The following is a 24,351-nucleotide window of genomic DNA, read 5'->3' on the forward strand; positions in this document are numbered from 1 at the left end:
GCTGGACCAACGATTTACGGCGCCAGCCAAGACGGGCGTCGCAAGCTGTGCTTTTTCGGCAACCCGCCGACGCACAGGATGGCAGGCGCTTGCCATTGATATAAGTCTATGCTTATCTCAGCGGCATGAGCGAATCCGATGTCTTCCGTGCCCTCGCCGACCCGACCAGACGGGCCGTCTTCGAGCGGCTTCTCGCCGGCGAGAAAAACGCCACCGAGTTGCGCGACGGCCTTGCGATCTCGCAACCGGCGGTGTCGCAGCACATCGCGGTGTTGCGGAGCGCCGGTCTCATCAACGAGGCGCGCGCAGGCCGGCACACGAACTACAGCGTCAATCCGGGCGGGCTCGAGCCGCTCTTCGACTGGCTGACGCGCTACCGCGTCTTGTGGCCGCAACGCGTCGAGCGCCTCAAGACCCTCCTGAAGGAGATGGATCAATGACCGATCTGGCCGACGAAACAATCGTGGTCGATTGCGAACTCGACGCTGCGCCGGACAAGGTCTGGCGCGCCGTGACGGTTCCCGAACTCGCGGAGCAGTGGATCACGGACGACAGGGAGCGTCATGACGGGCGGTCCTACACGCTGCTCGATGCCGAGCCGTGTACCCGCGTGCGCTATGCCTGGACCGACCGGGCGTCCAGCGAACCGGAAACGGTCGTCACAATCGACCTGACGCCGACGCCCGATGGGCGAACGCGGTTCCGGCTCACGCATTCGATCGCCGCGCGGGAACCGCTCTGCGCCGCAAACACCAACCGGCCGCACGCGATGGTACGCGCGGCCTGATCTGAATCAAACAGTCAACGAAGGAGGATCGCGCATGCGCGACACGATGAATCTCGTCCCCATGGTCGTGGAACAATCGCCGCGCGGCGAACGCTCCTTCGACATTTTTTCGCGGCTGTTGCGCGAGCGCATCGTCTTCCTCAACGGCGAGGTGAACGACGGCTCCGCGTCGCTGATCTGCGCGCAGCTTCTGTTTCTTGAGTCGGAGAACCCGAAGAAGGAAATCTCCTTCTACATCAACTCGCCGGGCGGCGTGGTAACGAGCGGCTTCGCGATCTACGACACGATGCAGTTCATCACGAGCCCTGTTTCAACGCTATGCATGGGCACGGCGGGGTCGATGGCCTCGTTCCTTCTGGCGGCTGGCGAACCGGGCAAGCGCGTCGCGCTGCCCAATGCAAGCGTCTTGCTGCACCAGCCCTCGGGCGGGTTCCGGGGTCAGGCGTCCGACATCGAGCGCCACGCCGAGGACATCATCAAGCTCAAGCGCCGCATGATACGGCTCTATGCGCAGCATTGCGGCCGCACGGAAGAAGACGTCGAGCGCACGCTCGACCGCGATTTCTTCTTCACGGCGCAGGAAGCCAGGGATTGGGGCCTGGTGGACCACGTCTACGATCGCCGCGATCTTGTCGAGAAACCTGCCTAACCCCGCACCACCAGATGCGCCTTCTGCGACGCGATGCCGACTGTGACGTCGCTGCCGGAGTTGAACTCGAGAAAATCGAACTCGATGCCGTCGCTGAACACCACGCCACCCTGGCTCATGCGCGACGACACGATGAGCGGGTTGTCCCGGCCGATCGCCCCATAGGCGAGCGTGGTGCCAGTAACGTTGCTGGGAAAGGGCTCGCGCACCGAAAAGACCAGCCGTTCGGCCGAGCGGTCGAACGGCGACGGTAGTGATGATGCGACGCCCGACGCCGCAACGACGACCGATGCGCCTTGAGCGCCAGGGCGGCGACAGTGGTGGGTGGCACGGCTTCGTAGATCGCCAGCTCCATTTCCTGCGATTTGACGCTGGCCTCGGCGAGCTTGAGCTTGTTGTGCGCCTCCGTATCGACGAGTTCCTTGCGGCGCTCTGCAAGCTCGATCTCGGCGGCAAGCTCGCTCTGCTTGATCTGCCGCTCCTTTTCCACGGCGTGCGCCCTGCGCGCATAGATCGCCTCGTCCGCCTCGCGTTGCAGGCTTTCGCGATACTCCGTCTGCAAGGACGGATGAACAGGCCCCCTCCTTCTGTCAGCCCCGATCGCGATAGCGATTGGTGATCGGGTAGCGCCGGTCGCGGCCGAAATTCTTCCTGGTGATCTTCACCCCCGGTGCGGCCTGCCTGCGCTTGTATTCGGCGATGTAGAGCAGATGCTCGATGCGATGCACCGTGTCGCGGTCGTGCCCGCGCGCGACGATCTCGTCGACACCCATCTCGCCTTCGACGAGACATTCGAGAATGTCGTCCAGAACCGGATAGGGCGGCAGTGAATCCTGGTCGGTCTGGTCGGGGCGCAGTTCGGCGGACGGAGCCTTGTCGATGATGTTCTTCGGGATCACCTCGCCCGAGGGGCCAAGCGCGCCTGGAGGCACGTTATCGTTCCGCCACGCGGAAATCGCGTAGACCTGCATTTTGTACAGGTCCTTGATGGGATTGAAGCCGCCATTCATGTCGCCATAGAGCGTCGCGTAGCCGACGGACATTTCCGACTTGTTGCCGGTCGTCACCACCATCGAGCCGAACTTGTTGGAGATCGCCATCAGGATCGTGCCGCGCGCGCGGCTTTGCAGGTTTTCCTCGGTGATGCCTTCCTTGGTGCCCTCGAACAATTGCGACAGCGCATTCGAGAACCCGTCCACCGGCTCGAAGATCGGCACGATGTCGTAGCGGGTGCCCAGCGCGCGCGCGCAATCCTCGGCGTCCTTCAGCGAGTCCTTCGACGTGTAGCGATAAGGCATCATCACGCAGCGCACGCGCTCCTCGCCCAGCGCGTCGACCGCGAGTGCCGCGCAGATGGCGGAATCGATGCCGCCCGAAAGGCCGAGAACGACGTTCTTGAAGCCGTTCTTGTCGACATAGTCGCGCAGGCCCAGCATGCAGGCGCGGTAGTCGGCCTCTTCCTTCTCCGGAATTTTCGACATCGGCCCATCGGTACAGGCCCAGCCGGTGTCGGTTCGCTTCCACGTCGTGACGACGCAGGTCGCCTCGAACTGGCTCATCTGGAAGGCGAGCGACTTGTCCGCATTGATCGCGAAGGACGCGCCGTCGAAGATCAGTTCGTCCTGCCCGCCCATCTGGTTGGCATAGAGCATCGGCAGACCGCTTTCGATCACCTGCTTGATGACGATCTGGTGCCGGATGTCGACCTTGCCGCGATAGTAGGGCGAGCCGTTCGGGACGAGCAGAAGTTCGGCACCGCTTTCCGCCAGCGTCTCGCAGACGCCCAGCTCGCCCCAGATGTCCTCGCAAATGGGTATGCCAAGCCGCACACCGCGAAAGTTGATCGGACCGGGCATCTCCGGCGCGGCCTGGAACACGCGTTTCTCGTCGAACTCGCCATAGTTCGGCAGGTCCAGCTTGAAACGCTCCGCGATGATCTTGCCGCCGTCCATCACGACGATCGAATTGTGCAGGCCGCTCTTGCGGCGCAACGGTGTGCCGATGATGACGCCCGGCCCGCCATCTGCCGTCTCGGCGGCGAACTCGCCTACCGCAGCCTCGCAGGCCTCCACGAAGGCAGGTTTCAGAACGAGGTCCTCGGGCGGATAGCCAGCGACAAAGAGCTCGGTAAAGAGGACGAGATCGGCGCCATGCCGGGCCGCCTCCGCCCTCGCCTCGCGCGCCTTCGCGAGGTTGCCGGCCACATCGCCGACGATCGGATTGAGTTGGGCAACGGCAATGCGAAGCGTGGAGGGAGCGTCTTGTGTCATGGGTTTCCGTGTAACGTGCACGCCGGGCGGCGGCAATGGCAAGCAACGCGCTCGATGCAGGGCCAGAGCGTCGGACGCCCTACTCGTCGAGATAGGAACGGATTTCGTCCGGCGTGTTGTTGATGCCGGCGGACATGGCGAGGATACGAGAAATGTGGGCGCGCGGCAGGTTGGTCTCGTCATGCCAGGCATTGAGCTGCGCCTGCACCTTGGCGAGATCGCGCTTCGACGTCGCGGTGTCGCCGATGTCCATTCCGGCATCCCGCAACGCCGCTATCATATCGGTCGAGACGATAAACGTGTCCCACCCCAGCCAGCGCAGGAGATACTGGCCCGTGTTCCCGCCGAGGCGCGCGCCATGCTTGCCCAGATAGGCGAGAAGGCCGACCTGATCGTCGGCCGGCCATTGCGCGAGAAACCGGCCGAAGCCGCCATGTTCTCCCGACACCGACTGCACGAAGCGCGCGTTTTCGAGAACCGCGCGGATTTTCTGCGGATGGCGGACGATGCGTGTGTCGGATGCGAGGTCGTGCCAGAAATCGTCTGGCTGAAACAGGAGACGCTTCGGCTCGAACCCGAGAAAGGCTTCCTCAAAATCCGGCCATTTCCGCTCGATGACGCTCCACACGAAGCCGGCGGCGAAGATGCGGTTCGCCATGGTCGACAGGACCCGGTCGTCGGGCATGGTCGCCAGAGCAGCATTGTCGGGCGTCGGACCAAGCAAGGTCATGAGCACGTCGTCGCCGCCCTTGCGGCGGGCGGCCTGCGCGCGAATCGAACTGAACGAATGCATGGCCTATCTCCACCTCTCCTGCCATCATGATGCAGCATCCGATTGCAGCCAAGCCGGAGTTTTCAGCCATGGCAAAGACTTACGAAGACCTCGCCTCCCGCTGGTTCGCCGACAGGAGCCTCAGCGAAGCCGAAAGCAAGGTCCTGAAAAGTGCGATCGATCGGCAGACGTTGGCACGCGATGTGGGCGAGACCTATTCCGGTTCGGCGACTTTCGGCAATCGCCTGGCGGATGCAATCGCGCGCGTTGGAGGCTCGTGGGCCTTCATCGTCGGCTTTCTCGCCTTTCTGGCGGTTTGGACGTTGTCGAACGTGTGGCTGCTGGGCCGAGACAGCTTCGACCCCTACCCGTTCATCTTCCTCAATCTGCTCCTGTCGATGCTTGCCGCGCTTCAGGCGCCGGTCATCATGATGTCGCAGAACCGGCAGGCGGCGCGGGACAGGCTGGATGCGGCGCATGATTACGAGGTCAATCTCAAGGCCGAGATCGAGATCATGGCCCTGCACGAGAAAATGGACATGCTGCGCCATCGCGAGATCGTGGCCATGCATGCGGACGTGACGTCGCTTCTTAGCCGGCTTGATCGCCTGGAGGCATCGTTGCTGTCGGCTGGCAAAACGCAGCCGCCGGCTGCCGGCTAGCCACCCAACTCGCGATCGCCCCGATCGAGGATCAGCGGGATGATCAGATCCTCCTCGTCATCCAGATGCCGCTTGAGCATCGCGACGAGCCGCTCGTTCTCACCGGCATAGGCGTCGGCCGCAAAGCGCTGGCGATCCTCGCTCTCCTGCATCGCGCGCAAAAAATCGTTCGCCGTCTGCGCATTGCGTTCCAGCGCGTCGTGGATCAGATGATGATCGGAATCGAGGATATCGAAGCCGCGTTTCAATCGCGGTTCCACGCGGGCGAAGACCGGAAAATAGTGCTGGTCCTCGACATTGTGATGGCCGTCGAGATTGCCGAGGAAGTGATTGAGGCGCGGCGCGAAGAACGATGCGAACTGCCGGGCGTCCGACCGGCCCTCGCGATAATCGGAGATGGCGCCGGTCAGAATGCCGCCGAGGTCGCGAAACATGTCGTGCCGCTGCAGCCAGAACGACGCCATGCCATGGACGTTGTGGTGCTGCTGCCAGTCGTCGCGCGGATATGTCTCCACGAGATAGCGCAGATCATCGGGCAGTCCGCCCCGCGCTTCGAGCAGCAGGTCGTCGGGAAGGTCGCTCATGGGTTCGATCTTTCGGTTGCGCCGCCCTCAGATAGGTCCGCCGCACGCCCATTCCCAGACGGCAAGCCCCCAGATGCCGGCGGCAAGCAACCCGGCGAGCGCAACGGCCAGCGAACCGCAATCCTTGGCAAGCCTGATATCGGTGTTGAACTCGCGCGAAAACGCATCGCAGGCGGCCTCGATGCCGGTGTTCAGCACCTCGACGATCATCAGGACGAGGATCGACGCGATCAGCAGGCCGTAGCCGCGCCATGACGGCGAGATGAACCATGCGACGGGAAGCGCCACCGCCAGCAGGATCGCCTCGAGCCGGAAGGCTTCCTCGTTGCGGATGAGGAAATTCCATGCGCGGGTGGAGTTCTTGGCGGCGTTGATCAGTCTCTGCATCGGGTGCCTGCGTGGATCATGAACCGAACCGTCATAGCGACGGTTCGGTTTCCAGAACAGGCCTCTCTTACGAAATCCGGATTAGTGAAACATGTAGGAATCGTAGTCGAAGAAGCCGAGTTGCTTCGACGCATGCGCCCGCTCGACCCTCGGATGCTCGCCGCCGGCCCCGTAGGCGAAGAAGATCGGCATCAGATGTTCGTCGGTCGGGTGGTTTTCGGCCGGGAACGGCGCACGCGCCTTCCAATCCAGGATCGCCTCGCGATCGTCGGCCTGAAGCTTTTCCGCAAACCAGCCGGTGAAGGCGTTGACCTGCTCCACCAGCGCCGGATCGGCCTGTTTGCCGCCGCGCATAACCGGAAACAGCGCGCGCAGATTGTGCGTGATGTGGCCCGACCCGATCAGAAGCACGCCCTCGTCACGCAGCGGCGCGAGCGCGCGGCCGATGGCATAGTGCCATGCGGCGTCTCGGGATGGATCGACCGAGACCTGCACCACCGGAATGTCGGCTTGTGGAAACGCCAGTTTCAAAGGTGTCCACGTGCCGTGATCGTAGCCGCGCTTCTCGATCTTAGCCGGCTTCAGGTCGGCTTCAGACAGCAGCGCAAAGACCTCTGCCGCGATTTCGGGCGCGCCGGGCGCGGGATAGACCATCTCGTAGAGCTCGGGGGCGAAGCCGCCGAAATCGTAGATCATGCTAGGGGCTGGGTCGGTGACCACGGAGACGCCGTCGGTCTCGAAATGCGCGGAGACGATGACGATCGCCTTCGGGCGCGGCAGGTGCTGGCTGAGTGTTTCGAGATAGCTGCGCGCCTCGCTCTCATCGAGAACGATGTTGGGGCCGCCATGGGAAATGAAAAGGCTGGGCATCTGTGCCATGAGTTTTCTCCTTGATGCCGATATAGGCCTCTCGGCTCACCTGTGGCAGATGGCACCGCCGCGACTCTTCGTTCATCAATATTGAACGACCTTGCAAAAGTCGTGCACAGACGAGCCCGCCGCCATTATCGCTGCGGCAGGCCGTCCTCGATCTCGTAATAGTCGCCTTTGTCCGCGACAAAGATGTGCTCGGATCCCTTCAGGCCCGACGGCTGATCGAAACTGCCCGCGAGTATGGAAATCCTCTCCGAGCCGTCGCTGTGCCAAAAGAGAGCGGACCCGCATGTCGCGCAAAACCCCCGCCTGGCCATGTCGGAGGCGCGATACCAGGTCAGGTGCTCTGTTCCCTCGATCTGGACATCGTCGACCGCACAATCCGTCGCTGCATAAAAATGGCCGGTCTGCCGTCGGCACTGCGAGCAGTGGCAGAACAAGACGCCGCGCAGCGCGCCCTTCGTGCGGAAGCGGATCGCTCCGCAAAGACAGCCGCCTCGATGCTCGTCACTCATGTCGATCTCCCTTCGCCTCCGTTCTCGAATTCCCGAAGCGTCGCAAACCCGCCGGTCACCCGATCCGTCAAAAGCGACACGGACATTGCTACATTACGAAGATTTAATGGACTGAATTCGACGCTGGTACGTTTTCCGGTCGAAACTCCCCACTGCGCTCCTTATGTGCGGCGCACCATCCATGGATCGACCGGACATCCCATGACCGAAAATCCGACGCGACGCGCACTCCTGCTCGTCAATTCCAAGGCGCGACGCGGCAAGGAAGCCATGGAGCCCATCATCGCTCGGCTGCGCGGCGGTGGTCTCGACGTGACGACGGAGCCATTCGAGGCGCTGCCCGAGATCGCGCGCGACATCGTCAGGCTGCGCGACACCGCCGACCTCGTGATCGTGTGCGGCGGCGACGGTTCGGTGTCTTCGGCAGCAGTCGCAGCCATGGAGAGCGGTCTGCCGCTGGGCATCATGCCGATGGGCACGGCAAACGACCTCGCTCGTACGCTCGAAATCCCGATGGACCTCCTGAAGGCGGCGGACGTGATCGCGGCCGGCAAATCGCGCAAGATCGACATCGGCACCGTCAATGGCCATGCCTTCTTCAACGTCGCAAGCATCGGCCTCAGCACCGAATTGGCTCAGGGTCTCGACCCGGTCCTGAAGCGGCGTTTCGGGCGGCTTGGCTACGCCCTCGCCGCGTTGAAGGTGCTGTCGCGAGCCAACAGATTCACCGCCGAGATCAAGGAAAAGGAAAGCGCGACACGCGTCGCGACGTACCAGATCGCGGTCGGCAACGGCCGGCACTATGGCGGCGGAAACGTCGTGCAGGAAGATGCCGAGATCGACGACGGCCATCTCGATCTCTACAGCCTGGAGATGGACAATGTCTGGAAGCTGGCGCTCATGCTGCGCTCGTTCAGGTCCGGCAAGCATGGCGCATGGCAAGAGGTCCGCACGGCCAAATGCGTGGAGTTCGACATCGAGACCAATCGCCCGATGCCGGTCAACGCGGACGGCGAGATCGTGACCTCGACGCCTGCGCATTTCAAGGTTCATCCCAAGGCGATCTCGGTCTTCACGCCGGAGACCGCCTCGGGTAACGCCAACTAGCCGTTGACGACCTTTTTCTGCGGCATGTCCGCCTTGACCTTCTTGAGAAGGTCGGAGACGAGGAACGCCAGTTCCACCGCCTGATCCGCGTTGAGGCGCGGATCGCAATGCGTGTGGTAGCGGTCCTGCAACTCCTCGTCGCGAATGGCGCGCGCGCCGCCCGTGCACTCGGTGACGTTCTTGCCCGTCATCTCGATGTGGATGCCACCCGGATGCGTGCCTTCGGCGTGGTGCACCTCGAAGAAGGACTGGACCTCCTTGAGGATGCGGTCGAACGGCCGCGTCTTGTAGCCGGCAGCCGTGATGGTGTTGCCGTGCATCGGATCGCAGGACCACACGACCTTGCGGCCTTCCTTCTGGACGGCGCGGACGAGCTTCGGCAGATGATCGCCGACCTTCTCCGAGCCAAAGCGCGCGATGAGCGTCAGGCGTCCGGCTTCGTTTTCCGGGTTGAGCAGGTCGATCAGCTCGATCAGCCCGTCCGGCGTCAGCGACGGACCGCACTTCAGGCCGAGCGGGTTCTTGATGCCACGGCAGTACTCGATGTGGGCGTGATCGGCCTGGCGCGTGCGATCGCCGATCCAGATCATGTGGCCCGACGTCGCGTACCAGTCGCCGGAGGTGGAATCGATACGCGTCAGCGCTTCCTCGTAGCCCAGAAGCAGCGCTTCATGGCTGGTGTAGAAGTCGGTCTCGCGCAGCGACGGATGGCTCTCCGCGTTGATGCCGACCGCGCGCATGAAATCGATCGTCTCGGTGATGCGGTTCGCGACCGCCTCGTAACGGCCGGCCTGCGGGCTGTCGGCAACGAAGCCGAGCATCCATTTGTGGACGTTTTCGAGGTTGGCGTAGCCGCCCTGCGCGAAGGCGCGCAGCAGGTTGAGCGTGGCCGCCGACTGGCGGTACGCCATTTCCTGGCGGGCAGGATCGGGAATGCGCGACTTCTCGTCGAAATCGATGCCGTTGATGATGTCGCCACGGTAGCTCGGCAGCGTGACGCCGTCCTTGGTCTCGTTATCGGACGAGCGCGGCTTGGCGAACTGGCCGGCAACCCGCCCGACCTTCACGACCGGCTGGGCGCCGCCGAAGGTCAGCACGACCGCCATCTGGAGCAGCACGCGGAAGAAGTCGCGGATGTTGTCCGCGCCATGCTCCGCAAAGCTCTCGGCACAATCGCCGCCCTGAAGCAGGAAGGACTGGCCCTCGGCAACCGTGGCCAACTGGCGCTTCAGCTTGCGCGCTTCACCTGCAAAAACGAGCGGCGGATAGGTCGCGAGTTGTCTTTCGGTCTCGGCCAGCGCAGCGGCGTCCGGATAGGCCGGAACCTGCTGGATGGGCTTGCCTCTCCAGGAATTCGGGGACCATTTCGTCATTTTCGCACCCAATATTGCTTGCAGGCCGGCAGTCGCCGCCACAAAGACCCGGTCGTTCGGGACCGCGGCTCCTTACACCAGAGCGCCCGGCTATTCTACCCCGCAAAGGGCTGCGTGGCGACCCGCTCTCTCGCCAACCCGCGCAGGAGCCGCGAGCGGGGCCAGCCGCTTCATTCTTGACTTTGACGTTTACGTCAATGTTAGCCTCCCGATGTGTCGACGTGAGGAGGCGACAAGGATGGCTGCAAATCCCAATCATGCCCTGCCGGAACCAGACATCGTCTCGGAGACACAGGGTCCGGAAGTCGGGATGAAAGAACTGGTGATCGAGACCCCGGACGGCTTTCCGCTGGGAGGCACGCTCTTCGAGGGCGCAGGCCCAGGTCCGCTGGTTCTTGTTTCGTCGGCGACCGCCGTGCCGCAGGGTCTTTATGCTGGCTTTGCGAAGTCCCTCCTCGCCGCAGGCGCACGCGCTGTCCTGACCTACGATTACCGCGCCACCGGCAGATCGCCACGGCCCGCTGGATGGACGGAGCGCATCAACTACAGGGATTGGGCGCTGAAGGATTTTCCGGCGGCTCTGGCCGCTCTCGAGGCGATCGCACCGGGCCATCCGGTTGTGGGCGTCGGGCAGTCCTATGGCGGCCACGCGCTTGGTCTTTCCGGCGTGGCATCCCGTTTCGAGCGCTATGCGATGGTCGCGACGATGTCGGCCTATGTCGGACTGCTCGACGACCGCTGGGCCTGGGCGCGCATGAACCTCATCGGCGTGCCGCTGACGATGCTCTATCGCGATACGCCGAAATGGCTGGGCATCGGCGACCCGATCCCCGGCTCATGCTTCCGGGACTGGGCGCGCTGGTGCCGCATGAAGAACTATTTCTTCGATGATCCCGATTTGCCGGAGATCGCCAATTTCGACGCTGTCCGCATTCCGATCCTCGCGATCGGCCTGACGGACGACGCATGGGCGACACCGCGCGCGGTCGATCACTTCATGGATCGTCACCCCAACGCCACCGTCGAGCAGCGCTGGATTTCGCCGCAAAACGCCGGAGGTCACCACATCGGGCATCTCGGCTTCTTCAGGTCCCGCTTCGCTGAAACGCTCTGGCCGCCCCTGGCCGACTGGCTGATGCATGACCGGCCAATGACTTTGGGCGCCGTCCGGCAACGATCCTAGCCGACGCGTTCGCCGTTCTTCACGCGGTAGCTCGGGTGATACATGGTCACGAGTTCTTCCGCCGCAGTCGGATGCACCGCCATCGTCTGATCGAAATCGTCCTTGGTCAGCTTCGCCTTGACCGCGATGCCGAGAAGCTGCGCCATTTCGCCGGCATCGACACCGAGGATGTGCGCGCCGACCACGCGTCGCGACCCGGCATCGACGACCAGCTTCATGATCATCTTCTCCTGCCGCCCGGACAGGGTGTGGCGCATGGGGCGGAACTCGGCACGGTAGATTTCAAGCTCGTCATAGCGCTTCGCCGCATCGTCTTCCGAGAGCCCGACCGTCCCGATCTCTGGCTGTGAGAAGACGGCCGTCGCAATGGCGTCGTGGTCCGGCGAATTCGGCTTGTCGCGATAGACCGTATCGACGAAGCACATAGCCTCGTGAATGGCGACCGGCGTGAGTTGAACCCGATCGGTGACGTCGCCGATCGCGTAGATGGACTCGACATTGGTTCGCGAAAACGCGTCCACGATGATCTCGCCCTTCGGCCCCATCTCGACCCCGGCGGCTTCGAGACCCAGCGATTCCGTGTTCGGCGTGCGCCCGATGGCCAGCATGAGCTGGTCGGTCACGATGGTCTCGTCATTGCTGAGCTTGATCGCAAGGCGGCCGTCGGGCTGCTTTTCGATTTCATGCGCGATCGTGTGCAAGACGATGCGCATACCCTTGGCTTCCATCGCTGCGTGCAGGCCGCGGCGCATATCCATGTCGAAACGGCCGAGGATTTCCTTGCCGCGATAGACCAGCGTCGTCTCGACGCCGAGACCGTGGAAGATGTTGGCGAACTCGACCGCGATATAACCGCCGCCGGCAATGACGATCGATTTCGGCAGCGTCTCCAGATGAAACGCTTCGTTCGAGCTGATCGCATGCTCGCTGCCTGGCAGCGCGGGATGCTCACTGGGCCGTCCGCCCGTCGCGATGAGGATGTGTCTTGCGGTCACGGTCCGGTCCTGCGCCACGATGCGAACCGTGTGCTTGTCCACCAGAACCGCACGGCTCTCGATGATGTCCGCGCCGGCGCGCTCCAGACCGCCTCGATAGAGGCCTTCCAGCCGCGTGATCTCGCGATCCTTGTTGGCGATCAGTGTCTTCCAGTCGAACGTCGTCTCGCCCACCGTCCAGCCATAGCCGGCGGCATCCTCGAAATGCTCGGGGAACTGCGACGCATAGACGAAGAGCTTCTTGGGCACGCAACCGCGAATGACGCAGGTGCCGCCGAAGCGATATTCCTCGGCGATCGCGACGCGCTTGCCCATGGAGGCCACAAGCCGCCCCGCACGCACGCCACCCGAGCCGCCGCCGATGACAAAGAGATCGTAGTCGTATTCGCTCATGGGGAGGCTCCGTGCGTCATGCGGTAGATCGACGGGCATCCGCTCGGACGCACGTCGATCCATCTTTTGAATAAGCATCGGAATCATCCGAAAACCGGACTCCACTTTTCGGTCCGATGCTCTGGTGTCGATCTATGCATCCGGCGGCCAAAAGAAAAGCCCGGCGCGATGGCCGGGCGATTCATCCATTATGCCAGGCAGGATCGAAACGATCCCAACAGGATCAATTCGCGGGGGCGGCTGGCGCGGCGGGAACGCCGGGTGCTGCGGGCGTCGGAACAACGCCGCCATCGGGCGCGACGCCCGTGCCCTGAACCTCGTCGCCCACCTGTGCGAAGAGTTCCTTTGCTACCTCTTCGGAAAGATCGCGCGACATGCCGCGCTGCCAGATTTCGGCGGCCTTGTAGAGCTCGCGTGCCACGATCGGACCGCCCTCGATCAGCTTGATGCCCGCAGGCGAGGCATAGAAGCTTGCGATGGACTTCAGTTCCTCTTCTGAGAAGACGCGCGCATAGGCCAGGGCCGCCTCGCGCTCCAGATCGCCGCGACGGGCCGCCATCGCGATCGCCTTCTGGTCGACCACCGTGCTGATGACCTGCTGGAGGTTCGGATTCTGCGCGATGAGCTGGTTCTTAAGTCCCTGCGCGGCGCGCGGCAGGATCACGTCGAATTCCTCTGTCGCCTTCATGGCGGTCAGCGCGCTGCGGGCTGCGGCCATGTGGGTGTCCGCGATCTCCTGCGCACCGGCGGGCGCGGCCGCTGCCAGGAACAGCGCGGCTCCGGCGATGGCGACAAGACGACGAGGGCTGCTGAGAAGCGTCATGCTGGCGAGAACTCCCTGTTCATTGAGCGGCACGCACCGTTCTGGCACCACCCGCGTCCGCAACAATTGCCACGTCCGCGAGCCCGAGGAAAAGTCCGTGCTCGACGACACCCGGTATAGCGTGAAGCGCGTCGGAAATCGCTCTTGTATCCGGAATGCGGCCAAAAGATGCATCGAAAATCAAATGACCGCCGTCCGTAGCAAATGGCTCGCCATTCGTCATCCTCAATGTCAGAGGACCATCGAGGCCGAGATCGCGCGCGGCATTCTTGATCGCATGTTCGGTCGCACCCAGGCCGAAGCGATTGACTTCAATGGGCAGCGGAAACGCGCCAAGCGTATCGACGAGCTTCGATGCATCGGCGATGACGATCATGCGATCCGATGCGGCCGCGACGATCTTCTCGCGCAAAAGCGCGCCGCCGCCGCCCTTGATCAGGGACAAAGCGGGGTCGATCTCGTCGGCACCGTCGATCGTGAGGTCGAGATGCGGGATATCGTCGAGCGTGGAAAGCGGCACGCCGAGCTCTCGGCACAATTTCGCGGTCCGCTCGGAGGTCGGCACTCCCACGACCGACAGCCCCTGGCTTACGCGCACGGCCAACAGCCTGACGAACTCCTCGGCGGTCGACCCGGTGCCGATGCCGAGCTTCATGCCGTCCGAGACGTAGGTCAGCGCCTCGCGCGCCGCGTCGATCTTGAGCGTTCTCGCATCCATGCGTGGTCGTCCCGGTGAAACGTGGTCATGCTCCTAGAGCATCTCTAGCGCAACGGGCAACCCCTCTGGCATGGTCCGCAGCGCTTGCCGCACAGGCTTGTGCGCGCTATCGCAAGGCCCTCAACGAGGAAAACCCCATGCTCAAGCCCATCATCGTCTTCGATCTGGACGGAACTCTGGTCGACACCGCGCCGGATTTGCTGACGAGCCTCAACCACTGCCTGACGCTGGCCGGCATGACTCCGGCCGAGCCGGGCGAACTGCGCGGGTTCGTGGGCATGGGCGGGCGCGTGATGATCGAACGCGCCTTCGCGGCCCAGCAAAGGGCACTTTCGGCGGAGCAACTGGACACGCTGCAGGTTTCCTTTCTCGACCATTACGGCAGTCACATGCCTGGCGAATCACGGCCCTACCCCGGCGCGCTCGACGCCGTGGCGCGCTTTGCATCGGCCGGATACGACGCGGCGATCTGCACCAACAAATACGAGGGTATGGCGACGAGCCTGATCGCAGCGCTCGGCCTCGCGGACCGGTTTTCCGCGATCTGCGGCGGAGATTCGTTCGCGTTTCGAAAGCCCGACCCCCGCCATCTGACGGAAACGATCGCGCGCGCCGGCGGCGATCCCGAGCGGGCCGTCATGATCGGCGATTCGCGCACCGACATCGACACCGCGAAGGCTGCCGGCATCCCGGTGATCGCGGTCGATTTCGGCTACACCGATCGCCACGTGCGCGAATTCGAACCCTCGCGGATCATCTCGCATTTCGATGAACTGACGGTCGAAATGGCCGAAGCGCTGCTGGGCGAAACGACGCGCTGATCGATCCTTGACTTGGCGGGGTCTCGCCCCTTATATCGCGGCACTTTCGCGGCCACGGTCGCGACGGGCGATTAGCTCAGCGGGAGAGCACACCCTTCACACGGGTGGGGTCGCAGGTTCAATCCCTGCATCGCCCACCATCCACCTTCCGGTGGATGGTGTCACGAAACCCAGATATTCTTACACACCGTTCGAGCGCAGCGCGTCGACCTTGTCGAGTGCGGCGCGGACCTTCTCGTCGCGGCTGTAGACGTCGTTGAAGTAGTGAACCTCGCCCGCACCGTCCGGCCATGCGGTGAAGTAGGCGACGTAGACCGGCACTTTGGTCTGCAACGTCTCGCGCGAATGCGGGCGCTCGAGCCGCTGGTCGAGACGATCGCGATCCCAGCCGAGGACTGCCGCAGCCATGCCGCGTGGATCCTCCAGCCGTATGCAGCCGTTCGACAGCGCACGGTTCTCCCGACCGAAGAGGTGCTTTTCCGGCGTGTCGTGCAGGTAGATCGCGTGCTTGTTGGGGAACATGATCTTGAGTTCCCCCAGCGCGTTGCTCTTGCCCGGGCGCTGGCGCACGTCGAAGGGAACGTTGGCGCCATACTGGCCCCAGTTCACCGAGGACGACGGGACGACCTGCCCGCGCGAATTCACCACCTCGAAGCCGTTGCGGTCGAGATAAGATGGGTCGCTATAGAGCTTCGGCATGTATTTGTTGACCAAAATCGACTTCGGAACGCCCCAATAGGGGTGGAATTCGACATAATCGATCTCGTCCTGGAAGAAGTAGGTCTGCGTTCCCAGACCGCCGACGACGGTGCGCATCGACAGCTTCGCCTCGCCGTCCTCGACATAGGTCGCGTCGAAAGCCGGCGTGTTGATGAACACGTGGCGCGGCGTGAAATCGGAGGGAAGCCAGCGGATCTGTTCGAGCGCGATCTCGACCTTCTCGATGCGCGCCGCCTTCGATTCGCCCGCCAGAGCCTGGATCGTGCGCGCACCGATCACGCCGTCGTCGCCGACGCCTGCGGCCGTCTGCGCCGCCTTGATGACGGGCACCAGTTCCTGCGTATAGGTCTCGCTGCCCAGATTGCGCGTCAGCGCATCGCCATGCACTGTCCGGAATTCGTCGGTTGCCTTCTGCAGGATCAGGCTGAGAATTTTGGGGAATTCCGCATTGGTCTCGCCCGGTCGAACGAGGGTCTTCGGCGCGATGACGATATCGTTCTCGCTGCTGGCGCGCAGCATTTCGAGCTCGACGCGCAACGCCTTGTACTGGTCGTCGACCGGATGCTGGGTCTCCAGCAGCGCGGCGACCTCCTGCGTCGAACGCAGGGACTGAAGCATCGCCACCTGATCAAGCGGCTTGGGCGCAAAATCGTAGTAGCCGGAAATGCGGTTCGGATCGATCCTGCCCGAGCGGGCATCGCGCACATAGCGAAGCAGACGCGCCGAAAGCTCCATTTCAAATGCGGTCAGCGCAGCAATGTCGCTGCCCACGGGCACGGCCACGGCGTAATCCTGCGCATTCAGGCCATGGCTTGCGGCCTTGCCGAGCACGTCCAGTGCCTGCGCAGCCTGCTCGTTCGCGCGGCCATCACTCACCCACATGAGTTCAGGCACCGCACTGTAGTGCGCGACCAGCGCATCTGCGATTTCTTTTTCTGCGAGCAGTTCGTGATTTTGCAGCGATGCGATCTGCTCATCGGTGAGAGGTTGCGACGCGGAGGCTGCCACAGTCGCGGAAGGCGGTTCGTCCATGTCGAGCGGCGCGGCAGTTTGGGCCGCATCGACGCCGATGGGTTTGGCGTCCTCGACGCGCGGAATCGCCGTCTCCGATGCGGCAATCTCGTCGGCCTTCGCTGCTTCCACCGCTTCGCTCGCAGCGTTCAGCACGCTCTCCAAATCGCCTGAAACACGCGTGCGGTCGGTCTCTGGCGAGATGGCGTCGGTCGCCACGCTTGGCTGCTGGAGCTGAACGACCTGGCGTTCGGGATCTACGGCGCTCTCGGCCCGCGTGGTGCTGACAGGCGTGTTGTCGAGCAAGACGGGCGCGGTCAGTCCGGCAGCATGGGTCCGGTCGGGCTTGATCGCCGCGAAATCCACGCGAACCAGCGCGTCGGTCTTGTAGGTATAGTAGCTCGGTCCCGTGATCCGAGGCGGCGCGCGGCGCGCTGGTGCTGGCGCCGCCCGCTCCACCGCGACGGGTGGCGGCATCTCCTGCTGCACGCGACGATCGTTGCGGAACAGCCGCTCGAAGAGGTTCTGGGCCGACGCCTGCTGCATGTCGGCGGCAAACAAGGCCGCGATCGCTGTGGACGAGATGGCCAGAATCCTGGCGCGCGACAAAGACATTGCTGATCCCCTCTTCCGCCCGTCGATCGCTGCCCATGGGATTGCAGGCGATGCGGGCGCGATCATGATGCTGAACGCCTGCGCGAAGCATGCGAAGCAGCGGCGACTGCGACTATATGGACTAAGCCCCGCGCTGTTAAGCGCCGGGCAGGATCACGCCTTCGCGATGACGTTCAACCGTGTCGCCGATACCACAACCCGGTTGCGGTTAATGAAGAGTAACCATGTCAGGCCGGGCGCGCGATCGTGATCGCTGTCCAAGAGGCTGGATTTCCGCGTCGGCCTCGCTAAAGAAGCGGCACAGTTCTTTTCGCGACAACGGATGCTAGCCATGGCCGATACGGCAACAGCCAATCTTTTTCCTCTTGGAGCGGACGAGACCCCCTACCGGAAACTCACCTCGGATTTCGTGTCCGTGGACCATTTCCGTGGCCAGGAGGTGCTTACCGTCGAGGCGGAAGGGCTCCGCCTTTTGTCCGAAACGGCCTTCTCCGACATCAATCACCTGCTGCGTCCCGGTCACCTCAAGCAGCTCGCCGCGATCCTGGAAGACCCCGAGGCGACCGACAATGACCGCTTCGTCGCCTACGATCTCCTGAAGAACGCGAACATCGCAGCCGGCGGCGTGCTGCCGATGTGCCAGGATACGGGCACCGCGATCATCATGGGCAAGAAGGGCCGTCGCGTCTGGACCGAGGGCGGTGACGACGACGCGCTCGGCAAGGGCGTGCTCGACGCCTACGAGAAGAAGAACCTGCGCTATTCGCAGCTCGCGCCGCTTTCGATGTTCGACGAAAAGAACACCAAGAACAACCTGCCGGCGCAGATCGACATCTACGAGGAAGGCGAAGACGCCTACAAGTTCCTGTTCGTGGCAAAGGGCGGCGGATCGGCCAACAAGACGTTCCTGTATCAGGGAACGCCGTCTCTCCTGACCCACGACCGCATGATCGACTTCCTCAAGGAGAAGATCCTGATGCTCGGAACGGCCGCCTGCCCGCCCTACCATCTGGCGATCGTCATCGGCGGCACATCCGCCGAAATGAACCTGAAGACGGTGAAGCTCGCCTCCACGCGCTATCTCGACGCCCTGCCGACCTCCGGCGGCGAGGACGGCCACGCCTTCCGCGATCTGGAGATGGAGGCCGAGGTCCACAGGCTGACCCAGCAGATGGGCGTCGGCGCACAGTTCGGCGGCAAATATTTCTGCCACGACGTGCGCGTGATTCGCCTGCCGCGCCACGGCGCGTCTTTGCCGATCGGTCTCGGCGTGTCCTGCTCGGCGGATCGACAGGCGAAGGGCAAGATCACCAAGGACGGCATTTTCATCGAGGAGCTGGAGACCAATCCGGCGCGCTACATGCCGGACATCGACGAAGACAGACTGACCTCGCATGTCGTCCGCATTGACCTCAACCAGCCGATGACTCAGATTCTGAGCGAACTGGCAAAACACCCTGTAAAGACACGTGTTTCTCTCTCTGGATCGATCATCGTCGCGCGCGACATCGCCCATGCGAAGATCCGCGAGCGGCTCGAGAATGGCGAGCCGATGCCGGAGTATTTCAAGAACCATCCCATCTACTATGCCGGACCCGCCAAGACGCCCGCGGGCTATGCGTCGGGCTCGTTCGGGCCGACCACGGCCGGCCGCATGGACAGCTATGTCGACCAATTCCAGTCTTTCGGCGGATCGATGGTCATGCTCGCCAAAGGCAACCGCTCGCGCCAGGTGCGCGAGGCCTGCGGCCGCCATGGCGGGTTCTATCTCGGCTCGATCGGTGGCCCGGCAGCCAGACTGGCGCAGGATTGCATCAAGAAGGTTGAGGTGGTGGAGTATCCCGAACTCGGCATGGAGGCGATCTGGCGCATCGAGGTCGAGGATTTCCCCGCTTTCATCGTCATCGATGACAAGGGCAACGACTTCTTCAAGGAACTCAACCTCGGCTGAAGCGGAGATCACCATGGCAATGAAGAAGGGATATCGGGCGCTGCTCGATGAGGCGAATGCCGAGATCGAAGCGGTGTCGCCGCAGGAGGCGCACGCGCTGGCGCAATCGGCAGACGTGGTGCTGGTGGATATCCGCGATCCGCGCGAACTGGACCGCGACGGCAGGATCGAAGGCGCGCTCCATGCGCCGCGCGGCATGCTCGAATTCTGGATCGATCCCGAGAGCCCGTATCACAAGCCGATCTTCGCCAGCGGGAAGACCTTTGTGTTCTTCTGCGCGGGCGGATTGCGGTCCGCGCTCGCGACCAAGACCGCACAGGACATGGGGCTTGAACCGGTCAAGCACATTGAAGGCGGGTTCGGTGCGTGGAAGGAAGCGGGCCTGCCGATCGAGGCGCCGAAACCGAAGACCTGACCAAAGCGGGGCTTGGTCAGAACCCCGCCACCGCGAATTCGGCGATCTGGTTCGCGATCGCCGCGTCGGCGATGATCCGCCGATGCCCCCTGCCCGGCACACGCACGAGACGCACATGGTCTCCCGCGTCCTCGAACTGCCGCGCGCTTTCGAACGACACTTCCTTGTCGTCGGGCGCATGGACCGCGAGCGTCTCGATGCGCAGCTCACGCAACTGATCGGCAGCGACGAAACTCTCAAGCGGATGGCCCGCGACGCGCTCCACCTGGCCGGCGAGCGCCATCTGTGTGCGTGTTCCAAGACCGAGGAACCGGCCGAAATCCTCGAAAAGACCCGGCATCGAACTCGGCGCGGCCACGAGCACCAGACGTTTCGCCTCGACCGGCGCGATCCCCCTTATGGAGCCGAAAACAGCGTTGACGGCCACCGCACCGCCGAACGAATGCCCAACGATCGCCGAAAACGGCCCGAACCAGTCGGCAGCCGCACGCACTGCGGCGACCGCCAGCGCGAGATTCAGACGGCGGCCGGTCGAGCGTCCGTGCCCGGGAAGATCGAGCGCGATGACGCGGAACCCCTGATGGCGCAGTGCCTCGATCAGCGTGCGCATATGTTCGGTGCGCGAACGCCAGCCATGAACGACGAGAACGGCCGGAGCGCTGCGCCCCTCTGGCGGCCCGAAATCATGGGCCACGACCCATCCGTCGCGCGTGCGCAGATGATGGTGCCGCGCCTCGTCCATGAACGCCGCCGAATCGCGCAACATGTCGGCTTCGCGCTTCGTGGGCCTGTCCGGATCGGGCGTGCGGCAGAAGAGCTCAAAGGCAACGCGGCCGGTCGCGCGCGGCGCGATTTGTTCGGCAAGCATGAATGCGCTACGGAAGAGCAGGTAACCAAAAGAGGCCATGGCCGTGATCCTCAAAGTCGTTCAAACGTGAACAAACTAGTTCAATCATGAACAATAAACAACCCCTCCCCTGGGACAATCCGCGCTTCCGCAACTGGATCGCGCTCGTGCGCGCCGAAAAGGCCGTCGTGCGCGAACTGACGCGCGCACTGAGCCACCTCGACCTGAAGATCGGCCAGCTCGACGTCCTGATGAACATCTATCGCCATCCCGGCATGTCGCAGCACGATGTCGCGCGGCGTCTTCTCGTCGGGCGATCCAACATCACGATGCTGCTGCCGCAACTGGAAAAGCAGGGGCTCATCCGGCGCGAGGGCGACGCCAAGGACAAGCGCGTGATGCGGCTCTTTCTGACCGACGATGGCGAAGCAAGACTGATGCAGGCGCTGGACGTCTATTCGGCCCTGATCGACCGGGTCATGGCGCAGTCCACGCCCGCCCAGTGCGACGCGATGGGCGATCAGATGCGCCGCATCGAGGAGATGCTGCGGCCGGACGAATGATCAGGCCGAGTGGCTACCACATCGTCTTGGCGGCGCGACCTGGCCATTCCGCATCATAGGCCTGTCCGTCGATAGACGCGTTGCTGGTGGCCGCGAGCATCGCGCCGGGCGTCGGCAGCGATTTTGGATCGACATGCCGGCTGGCATCCCAGAGCCCCGACCGCACGATCGCCCGCGCGCACTGGAAGTAGACGCTGTCGATTGCGATGACGATCACACAGCGCGGCGCGTGCCCATCGACGGCGAAGGACGCGCAGAGTTCCGCATCGGCCGAGAGCTGAGCACGTCCGTTGACGCGCAGCGTCGTTCCCGAGCCGGGCACCAGGAACAGAAGGCCGACGCGTCCGTCGCGAACGATGTTCCTGAGCGAATCGGCGCGGTTGTTGCCACGCCGATCCGGCATCATCAGCGTCCTGTGGTCATGGATGCGCACGAAACCGGCCAGGTCACCGCGCGGCGAGCAATCGAGCCCCTCCGGGCCAGCCGTCGAGAGCGCAACGAAGGGCGAGGCCTCGATGAAGGCCGCATATTCAGGGATCAGATGATCCAGTTCCTTGACGAGGGATGTCTCGCCCGGCTGGCCGTAAATCGCTTCGAGGTCTTCGATGGTGGAGATCGTCGTCATGTAAGGCTCCAGCCGGTGTTAGCGTCTGATGCGACAGCTATGCGACGTGGCGATGACAGGATCACGCGTCGCGGGCGAGCCCCTTCGCCGCCAATTCGCTCTCATATTCGGCCCAGCGGCTGTCCTTCTCGTGCCCGAGCGTATGAAAATAGTCCCAGGTGAAGATGCCCGTGTCGTGGAAATCATCGAACGTGATCCGTACGGCGTAATTGCCGATCGGCTCGAGCTTGAGGATCGCGACGTTGCGCTTGCCTGGAACCGTCACGCGCTGCTCGGCCGAATGCCCCTGCACCTCCGCCGAAGGCGACAGGACGCGCAGCATCTCGGCCGAAAAAATGAATGCCGCGTGGCCCGGAAAGGTGACGGACAGCGTGCGCCTGTCCTTCGAAACGCGCAGTTCGGTAGGTGGCGTCATCTGTGCATCCTTCGGTTCGCATCCGAACTAGGCGTGATTGCAGACCATGTGAAGAGCTGCGGTGTCGACCTGTACCAGAAAAATCGCTGATCGGGCGTCGCCTGCGTGATCCAGATAGTCGTCGCAGCACCTTGAAATGGACACGGCTTTGCCCGACATTCGGGCCACGGCGCAGCACGCGCCTCAAGGATATCAAGGCGCATGCATTCAAACGGCACCAGCATGATCGATCCGTTCGGGCGCGACATCTCCTATCTGCGCGTCTCCGTGACCGATCGCTGCGACTTCCGCTGCACCTACTGCATGGCGGAAGACATGACCTTTTTGCCGAAAAAGGATCTGCTGAGCCTCGAGGAACTGGATCGCCTCTGCACCGTGTTCATCGAGAAGGGCGTGAAGAAGCTGCGCCTGACCGGCGGCGAGCCGCTTGTCCGCAAGAATGTCATGCACCTGGTCCGCCAGATTTCGCGTCATCTCGAAAGCGGCGCGCTCGAAGAACTGACGCTGACGACCAACGGTTCGCAACTGTCGCGGTTTGCGCAGGAACTTGCCGATTGCGGCGTACGGCGCATCAACGTCTCGCTGGATACGCTCGACCCCGTCAAGTTCCGGTCGATCACGCGCTGGGGCGATCTCTCGCGCGTTCTCGCAGGCATCGAGGCGGCAGAGGCGGCCGGGCTGAAAATCAAGCTCAACGCCGTTGCGTTGAAGGGTTTCAATGATGGCGAGCTGCCCGACATGATGCGCTGGGCGCATGGTCGCGGCATGGATTTGACGGTCATCGAGACGATGCCGATGGGCGAGATCGACGAGGATCGGACCGATCAGTATCTGCCCCTGTCGCGTCTGCGCGCCGATCTCGAACGGCAGTTCACGCTGAGCGACATCCCCTACAAGACCGGCGGCCCCGCACGCTATGTGAAGGTTGCCGAGACCGGTGGGCGGCTAGGCTTCATCACGCCGATGACGCACAATTTCTGCGAGAGCTGCAACCGCGTCCGCCTGACCTGCACCGGCACGCTTTACATGTGCCTCGGCCAGGATGACGCGGCAGACCTGCGCGCGCCGCTGCGTGCCTCCGAGGGCAACGAACTTCTGTCGAACGCGATCGACGAAGCGATCGGCCGCAAACCCAAGGGCCATGATTTCGTGATCGACCGGCGGACCAATCGACCGGCCGTCTCTCGCCATATGAGCGTTACCGGCGGTTGAGCCCTGCCGGCATCGCGCGCAATTTGTCTTCCAGTCTGGCCTCATGGCCCCATGCATTGTCGCGACTGATGGTTGCGCTTGGCCCAATGCGGCCATAGACCGGACGCAAGACAAAAAGACTGCACCGGAAACGCTCTTGCCCCTTTCGCCCAATCTGCGCGGCTCGCTGTTCATGGTCGTATCCATGGCCGGCTTCGTCATGAACGATACGCTTTCGAAAACCGTCATCGAGACCCTGAACCAGGGACAGATGATGTTCGTCCGCGGCCTCTTCGCATCGGTGATGATCGGGGCGCTGGCGTGGACCCAGGGCGCGCTGCGGGCCCCCTCGCAAGTGGCTCATCCCATGGTCCTGCTGCGCATCGTCGCCGAACTCGTGGCCACCGTGACGTTTCTTCTGGCTCTGGCCAACATGCCGCTCGCCAACATTTCGGCAGTCTTGCAGGCGCTGCCTTTGGCGGTGACGATGGGTGCGGCGCTGTTCCTCGGCGAAACCGTCGGCTGGCGACGCTGGATCGCGATCGCAGTCGGCTTCGCGGGCGTGCTGGTGATCGTGCGGCCGGGCTTCGAAGGATTTACCGCCTATTCCCTGCTCGCGCTCGTCAGCGTCGTTTTCTGCGCCATCCGTGATCTCGCGACCCGGAAAATCCCGCACCATGTGCCGTCCCTGCTGGTTTCCACCGTGACGGCCACCTCGGTCACGATCGGCGGCGCGATCCTGATCGTTCCCTTGGGTGGCTGGACGCCGATGTCGGGTGCGGAGATCGGCATGCTCTTCGCCGCCGCGGTGTTGGTCCTCTTCGGCTACCAGTTCATCATCATGGCGATGCGCACCGGCGACATCTCGTTCGTAGCGCCCTTCCGCTATACGGCGCTCCTGTGGGCGATCCTGTTGGGCTATCTGGCATTCGGCGACGTGCCGGACACGGTCATGATCGTCGGCGCATCGATCGTCGTGGCTTCGGGCCTCTATACGCTGTACCGGGAGCGGGTCGTGGGCAAGCAAAAGCCCGCAGCCGAAAGCACCGGCCCGTCGATGGCGCCGGATGGGTTGTAAACGCGCTA

General features: G+C 63.3%; 29 protein-coding genes and 1 tRNA gene. 14 read left to right on the forward strand and 16 right to left on the reverse strand.

The annotated features are described in order from the left end of the window. Positions 1 to 125: 125 nt before the first annotated feature. Genes AAFN55_RS14480 through AAFN55_RS14490 form a run of 3 tightly spaced genes read left to right on the forward strand, consistent with a single transcriptional unit; the run spans position 126 to position 1,436 of the window. Positions 126 to 440 (forward strand): metalloregulator ArsR/SmtB family transcription factor, encoded by a 315-nt coding sequence (locus AAFN55_RS14480; RefSeq protein WP_347799537.1) that lies wholly within the window; start codon positions 126 to 128, stop codon positions 438 to 440. Beyond that, a complete protein-coding gene (locus AAFN55_RS14485) occupies positions 437 to 787 on the forward strand; it encodes an SRPBCC domain-containing protein (protein WP_347799538.1) in 351 nt (116 codons plus the stop codon). The genes AAFN55_RS14480 and AAFN55_RS14485 overlap by 4 nt, the downstream gene beginning before the upstream one ends. Positions 788 to 821: 34 nt before the next feature. Beyond that, the gene (locus AAFN55_RS14490) at positions 822 to 1,436 is read left to right on the forward strand and encodes an ATP-dependent Clp protease proteolytic subunit (protein ID WP_347799539.1); all 615 of its coding nucleotides are present in this window, start codon (positions 822 to 824) and stop codon (positions 1,434 to 1,436) included. Here the strand turns inward: AAFN55_RS14490 and AAFN55_RS14495 are convergent. The 4 genes from AAFN55_RS14495 to AAFN55_RS14510 all read right to left on the reverse strand — a co-directional run bounded on the left by AAFN55_RS14495 (position 1,433) and on the right by AAFN55_RS14510 (position 4,499). Beyond that, complete coding sequence (locus AAFN55_RS14495) at positions 1,433 to 1,555, reverse strand: hypothetical protein (protein ID WP_347799540.1); 123 nt, start codon at positions 1,553 to 1,555, stop codon at positions 1,433 to 1,435. The genes AAFN55_RS14490 and AAFN55_RS14495 overlap by 4 nt on opposite strands. After that, positions 1,552 to 1,998 carry a hypothetical protein gene (locus AAFN55_RS14500; protein WP_347799541.1) on the reverse strand — a complete coding sequence of 149 codons (447 nt, stop codon included), beginning with the start codon at positions 1,996 to 1,998 and terminating at the stop codon, positions 1,552 to 1,554. The genes AAFN55_RS14495 and AAFN55_RS14500 overlap by 4 nt, the downstream gene beginning before the upstream one ends. Before the next feature lie 28 nt (positions 1,999 to 2,026). Then, positions 2,027 to 3,706 (reverse strand): NAD+ synthase, encoded by a 1,680-nt coding sequence (locus AAFN55_RS14505; protein ID WP_347799542.1) that lies wholly within the window; start codon positions 3,704 to 3,706, stop codon positions 2,027 to 2,029. Positions 3,707 to 3,785: 79 nt separating this feature from the next. Then, positions 3,786 to 4,499, reverse strand: a complete 714-nt coding sequence (locus tag AAFN55_RS14510) for a DNA-3-methyladenine glycosylase I (RefSeq protein WP_347799543.1) — start codon at positions 4,497 to 4,499, stop codon at positions 3,786 to 3,788. A gap of 68 nt (positions 4,500 to 4,567) precedes the next feature. Between AAFN55_RS14510 and AAFN55_RS14515 the strand changes: the two genes are divergently transcribed. After that, positions 4,568 to 5,140, forward strand: a complete 573-nt coding sequence (locus AAFN55_RS14515) for a DUF1003 domain-containing protein (protein ID WP_347799544.1) — start codon at positions 4,568 to 4,570, stop codon at positions 5,138 to 5,140. On the opposite strand, the gene AAFN55_RS14520 is transcribed toward AAFN55_RS14515, so the two are convergent. From AAFN55_RS14520 to AAFN55_RS14535, 4 genes are all read right to left on the reverse strand, one after another. Then, positions 5,137 to 5,724 (reverse strand): hemerythrin domain-containing protein, encoded by a 588-nt coding sequence (locus AAFN55_RS14520; protein ID WP_347799545.1) that lies wholly within the window; start codon positions 5,722 to 5,724, stop codon positions 5,137 to 5,139. The two genes, AAFN55_RS14515 and AAFN55_RS14520, sit on opposite strands and share 4 nt — an antisense overlap. Positions 5,725 to 5,751: 27 nt before the next feature. Then, entirely contained in the window at positions 5,752 to 6,111 is a 360-nt protein-coding gene (locus tag AAFN55_RS14525; RefSeq protein ID WP_347799546.1) for a diacylglycerol kinase, read from the reverse strand. 81 nt (positions 6,112 to 6,192) lie between these two features. Then, positions 6,193 to 6,990, reverse strand: a complete 798-nt coding sequence (locus tag AAFN55_RS14530) for a class III extradiol ring-cleavage dioxygenase (RefSeq protein ID WP_347799547.1) — start codon at positions 6,988 to 6,990, stop codon at positions 6,193 to 6,195. A gap of 125 nt (positions 6,991 to 7,115) precedes the next feature. After that, positions 7,116 to 7,499 (reverse strand): GFA family protein, encoded by a 384-nt coding sequence (locus AAFN55_RS14535; protein ID WP_347799548.1) that lies wholly within the window; start codon positions 7,497 to 7,499, stop codon positions 7,116 to 7,118. 201 nt (positions 7,500 to 7,700) lie between these two features. Here AAFN55_RS14535 and AAFN55_RS14540 point away from each other — a divergent pair, with 201 nt between their 5' ends. Next, positions 7,701 to 8,606, forward strand: a complete 906-nt coding sequence (locus AAFN55_RS14540) for a lipid kinase (protein ID WP_347799549.1) — start codon at positions 7,701 to 7,703, stop codon at positions 8,604 to 8,606. On the opposite strand, the gene AAFN55_RS14545 is transcribed toward AAFN55_RS14540, so the two are convergent. Further along, the gene (locus tag AAFN55_RS14545; protein ID WP_347799550.1) at positions 8,603 to 9,979 is read right to left on the reverse strand and encodes a 3-deoxy-7-phosphoheptulonate synthase class II; all 1,377 of its coding nucleotides are present in this window, start codon (positions 9,977 to 9,979) and stop codon (positions 8,603 to 8,605) included. The genes AAFN55_RS14540 and AAFN55_RS14545 overlap by 4 nt on opposite strands. A 310-nt stretch (positions 9,980 to 10,289) precedes the next feature. On the opposite strand from AAFN55_RS14545, the gene AAFN55_RS14550 reads away from it, so the two are divergent. Beyond that, on the forward strand, positions 10,290 to 11,162 hold the full coding sequence (locus AAFN55_RS14550) for an alpha/beta fold hydrolase (protein WP_347800268.1): 873 nt from the start codon (positions 10,290 to 10,292) through the stop codon (positions 11,160 to 11,162). Here AAFN55_RS14550 and gor read toward each other — a convergent pair. The 3 genes from gor to rpiA form a co-directional block, all read right to left on the reverse strand. After that, positions 11,159 to 12,550 carry a glutathione-disulfide reductase gene (gene gor / locus AAFN55_RS14555; protein ID WP_347799551.1) on the reverse strand — a complete coding sequence of 464 codons (1,392 nt, stop codon included), beginning with the start codon at positions 12,548 to 12,550 and terminating at the stop codon, positions 11,159 to 11,161. The two genes, AAFN55_RS14550 and gor, sit on opposite strands and share 4 nt — an antisense overlap. A 223-nt stretch (positions 12,551 to 12,773) precedes the next feature. Beyond that, entirely contained in the window at positions 12,774 to 13,373 is a 600-nt protein-coding gene (locus tag AAFN55_RS14560) for a DUF2059 domain-containing protein (protein ID WP_347799552.1), read from the reverse strand. Between the two features lie 19 nt (positions 13,374 to 13,392). Beyond that, positions 13,393 to 14,091 carry a ribose-5-phosphate isomerase RpiA gene (gene rpiA, locus AAFN55_RS14565; protein ID WP_347799553.1) on the reverse strand — a complete coding sequence of 233 codons (699 nt, stop codon included), beginning with the start codon at positions 14,089 to 14,091 and terminating at the stop codon, positions 13,393 to 13,395. A 137-nt stretch (positions 14,092 to 14,228) separates the two neighbouring features. Between rpiA and AAFN55_RS14570 the strand changes: the two genes are divergently transcribed. After that, a complete protein-coding gene (locus AAFN55_RS14570) occupies positions 14,229 to 14,912 on the forward strand; it encodes an HAD family hydrolase (RefSeq protein WP_347799554.1) in 684 nt (227 codons plus the stop codon). A 65-nt stretch (positions 14,913 to 14,977) separates the two neighbouring features. Further along, positions 14,978 to 15,052, forward strand: a tRNA-Val gene (locus tag AAFN55_RS14575). Between the two features lie 40 nt (positions 15,053 to 15,092). On the opposite strand, the gene AAFN55_RS14580 is transcribed toward AAFN55_RS14575, so the two are convergent. Next, on the reverse strand, positions 15,093 to 17,258 hold the full coding sequence (locus AAFN55_RS14580) for a L,D-transpeptidase family protein (protein ID WP_347799555.1): 2,166 nt from the start codon (positions 17,256 to 17,258) through the stop codon (positions 15,093 to 15,095). Here AAFN55_RS14580 and AAFN55_RS14585 point away from each other — a divergent pair. The 3 genes from AAFN55_RS14585 to AAFN55_RS14595 all read left to right on the forward strand — a co-directional run bounded on the left by AAFN55_RS14585 (position 17,227) and on the right by AAFN55_RS14595 (position 19,624). Further along, positions 17,227 to 17,508 carry a hypothetical protein gene (locus AAFN55_RS14585; protein ID WP_347799556.1) on the forward strand — a complete coding sequence of 94 codons (282 nt, stop codon included), beginning with the start codon at positions 17,227 to 17,229 and terminating at the stop codon, positions 17,506 to 17,508. The genes AAFN55_RS14580 and AAFN55_RS14585 overlap by 32 nt on opposite strands. Positions 17,509 to 17,589: 81 nt before the next feature. Further along, positions 17,590 to 19,209, forward strand: a complete 1,620-nt coding sequence (locus tag AAFN55_RS14590; protein ID WP_347799557.1) for a fumarate hydratase — start codon at positions 17,590 to 17,592, stop codon at positions 19,207 to 19,209. Between the two features lie 19 nt (positions 19,210 to 19,228). Continuing rightward, positions 19,229 to 19,624 carry a rhodanese-like domain-containing protein gene (locus AAFN55_RS14595; RefSeq protein ID WP_347800269.1) on the forward strand — a complete coding sequence of 132 codons (396 nt, stop codon included), beginning with the start codon at positions 19,229 to 19,231 and terminating at the stop codon, positions 19,622 to 19,624. A gap of 16 nt (positions 19,625 to 19,640) precedes the next feature. Here the strand turns inward: AAFN55_RS14595 and AAFN55_RS14600 are convergent, their stop codons facing one another. Next, positions 19,641 to 20,531 (reverse strand): alpha/beta fold hydrolase, encoded by an 891-nt coding sequence (locus AAFN55_RS14600; protein WP_347799558.1) that lies wholly within the window; start codon positions 20,529 to 20,531, stop codon positions 19,641 to 19,643. 47 nt (positions 20,532 to 20,578) lie between these two features. Between AAFN55_RS14600 and AAFN55_RS14605 the strand changes: the two genes are divergently transcribed. After that, positions 20,579 to 21,034, forward strand: a complete 456-nt coding sequence (locus tag AAFN55_RS14605; protein WP_347799559.1) for a MarR family transcriptional regulator — start codon at positions 20,579 to 20,581, stop codon at positions 21,032 to 21,034. A gap of 13 nt (positions 21,035 to 21,047) precedes the next feature. Here the strand turns inward: AAFN55_RS14605 and AAFN55_RS14610 are convergent, their stop codons facing one another. Further along, complete coding sequence (locus tag AAFN55_RS14610; RefSeq protein WP_347799560.1) at positions 21,048 to 21,659, reverse strand: pyridoxamine 5'-phosphate oxidase family protein; 612 nt, start codon at positions 21,657 to 21,659, stop codon at positions 21,048 to 21,050. A gap of 61 nt (positions 21,660 to 21,720) precedes the next feature. Then, complete coding sequence (locus AAFN55_RS14615; protein ID WP_347799561.1) at positions 21,721 to 22,074, reverse strand: DUF971 domain-containing protein; 354 nt, start codon at positions 22,072 to 22,074, stop codon at positions 21,721 to 21,723. A 201-nt stretch (positions 22,075 to 22,275) separates the two neighbouring features. Here AAFN55_RS14615 and moaA point away from each other — a divergent pair, with 201 nt between their 5' ends. Further along, on the forward strand, positions 22,276 to 23,286 hold the full coding sequence (gene moaA, locus AAFN55_RS14620) for a GTP 3',8-cyclase MoaA (RefSeq protein ID WP_347799562.1): 1,011 nt from the start codon (positions 22,276 to 22,278) through the stop codon (positions 23,284 to 23,286). Between the two features lie 136 nt (positions 23,287 to 23,422). Beyond that, the gene (locus AAFN55_RS14625; protein WP_347799563.1) at positions 23,423 to 24,343 is read left to right on the forward strand and encodes a DMT family transporter; all 921 of its coding nucleotides are present in this window, start codon (positions 23,423 to 23,425) and stop codon (positions 24,341 to 24,343) included. The last annotated feature ends 8 nt before the right edge of the window (positions 24,344 to 24,351 follow it).

This window comes from Mesorhizobium sp. CAU 1732 (assembly GCF_039888675.1).
In the GTDB taxonomy this organism is placed as follows: domain Bacteria; phylum Pseudomonadota; class Alphaproteobacteria; order Rhizobiales; family Rhizobiaceae; genus Aerobium.

Coding starts and splice junctions, on each gene's coding strand:
- AAFN55_RS14480 (WP_347799537.1), top strand. CDS start 126: ATGAGCGAATCCGATGTCTTCCGTGCCCTCGCCGACCCGACCAGACGG.
- AAFN55_RS14485 (WP_347799538.1), top strand. CDS start 437: ATGACCGATCTGGCCGACGAAACAATCGTGGTCGATTGCGAACTCGAC.
- AAFN55_RS14490 (WP_347799539.1), top strand. CDS start 822: ATGCGCGACACGATGAATCTCGTCCCCATGGTCGTGGAACAATCGCCG.
- AAFN55_RS14495 (WP_347799540.1), bottom strand. CDS start 1,555: ATGAGCCAGGGTGGCGTGGTGTTCAGCGACGGCATCGAGTTCGATTTT.
- AAFN55_RS14505 (WP_347799542.1), bottom strand. CDS start 3,706: ATGACACAAGACGCTCCCTCCACGCTTCGCATTGCCGTTGCCCAACTC.
- AAFN55_RS14510 (WP_347799543.1), bottom strand. CDS start 4,499: ATGCATTCGTTCAGTTCGATTCGCGCGCAGGCCGCCCGCCGCAAGGGC.
- AAFN55_RS14515 (WP_347799544.1), top strand. CDS start 4,568: ATGGCAAAGACTTACGAAGACCTCGCCTCCCGCTGGTTCGCCGACAGG.
- AAFN55_RS14520 (WP_347799545.1), bottom strand. CDS start 5,724: ATGAGCGACCTTCCCGACGACCTGCTGCTCGAAGCGCGGGGCGGACTG.
- AAFN55_RS14525 (WP_347799546.1), bottom strand. CDS start 6,111: ATGCAGAGACTGATCAACGCCGCCAAGAACTCCACCCGCGCATGGAAT.
- AAFN55_RS14530 (WP_347799547.1), bottom strand. CDS start 6,990: ATGGCACAGATGCCCAGCCTTTTCATTTCCCATGGCGGCCCCAACATC.
- AAFN55_RS14535 (WP_347799548.1), bottom strand. CDS start 7,499: ATGAGTGACGAGCATCGAGGCGGCTGTCTTTGCGGAGCGATCCGCTTC.
- AAFN55_RS14540 (WP_347799549.1), top strand. CDS start 7,701: ATGACCGAAAATCCGACGCGACGCGCACTCCTGCTCGTCAATTCCAAG.
- AAFN55_RS14545 (WP_347799550.1), bottom strand. CDS start 9,979: ATGACGAAATGGTCCCCGAATTCCTGGAGAGGCAAGCCCATCCAGCAG.
- AAFN55_RS14550 (WP_347800268.1), top strand. CDS start 10,290: ATGAAAGAACTGGTGATCGAGACCCCGGACGGCTTTCCGCTGGGAGGC.
- gor (WP_347799551.1), bottom strand. CDS start 12,550: ATGAGCGAATACGACTACGATCTCTTTGTCATCGGCGGCGGCTCGGGT.
- AAFN55_RS14560 (WP_347799552.1), bottom strand. CDS start 13,373: ATGACGCTTCTCAGCAGCCCTCGTCGTCTTGTCGCCATCGCCGGAGCC.
- rpiA (WP_347799553.1), bottom strand. CDS start 14,091: ATGGATGCGAGAACGCTCAAGATCGACGCGGCGCGCGAGGCGCTGACC.
- AAFN55_RS14570 (WP_347799554.1), top strand. CDS start 14,229: ATGCTCAAGCCCATCATCGTCTTCGATCTGGACGGAACTCTGGTCGAC.
- AAFN55_RS14585 (WP_347799556.1), top strand. CDS start 17,227: ATGGCCAGAATCCTGGCGCGCGACAAAGACATTGCTGATCCCCTCTTC.
- AAFN55_RS14580 (WP_347799555.1), bottom strand. CDS start 17,258: ATGTCTTTGTCGCGCGCCAGGATTCTGGCCATCTCGTCCACAGCGATC.
- AAFN55_RS14590 (WP_347799557.1), top strand. CDS start 17,590: ATGGCCGATACGGCAACAGCCAATCTTTTTCCTCTTGGAGCGGACGAG.
- AAFN55_RS14595 (WP_347800269.1), top strand. CDS start 19,229: ATGAAGAAGGGATATCGGGCGCTGCTCGATGAGGCGAATGCCGAGATC.
- AAFN55_RS14600 (WP_347799558.1), bottom strand. CDS start 20,531: ATGGCCTCTTTTGGTTACCTGCTCTTCCGTAGCGCATTCATGCTTGCC.
- AAFN55_RS14605 (WP_347799559.1), top strand. CDS start 20,579: ATGAACAATAAACAACCCCTCCCCTGGGACAATCCGCGCTTCCGCAAC.
- AAFN55_RS14610 (WP_347799560.1), bottom strand. CDS start 21,659: ATGACGACGATCTCCACCATCGAAGACCTCGAAGCGATTTACGGCCAG.
- AAFN55_RS14615 (WP_347799561.1), bottom strand. CDS start 22,074: ATGACGCCACCTACCGAACTGCGCGTTTCGAAGGACAGGCGCACGCTG.
- moaA (WP_347799562.1), top strand. CDS start 22,276: ATGCATTCAAACGGCACCAGCATGATCGATCCGTTCGGGCGCGACATC.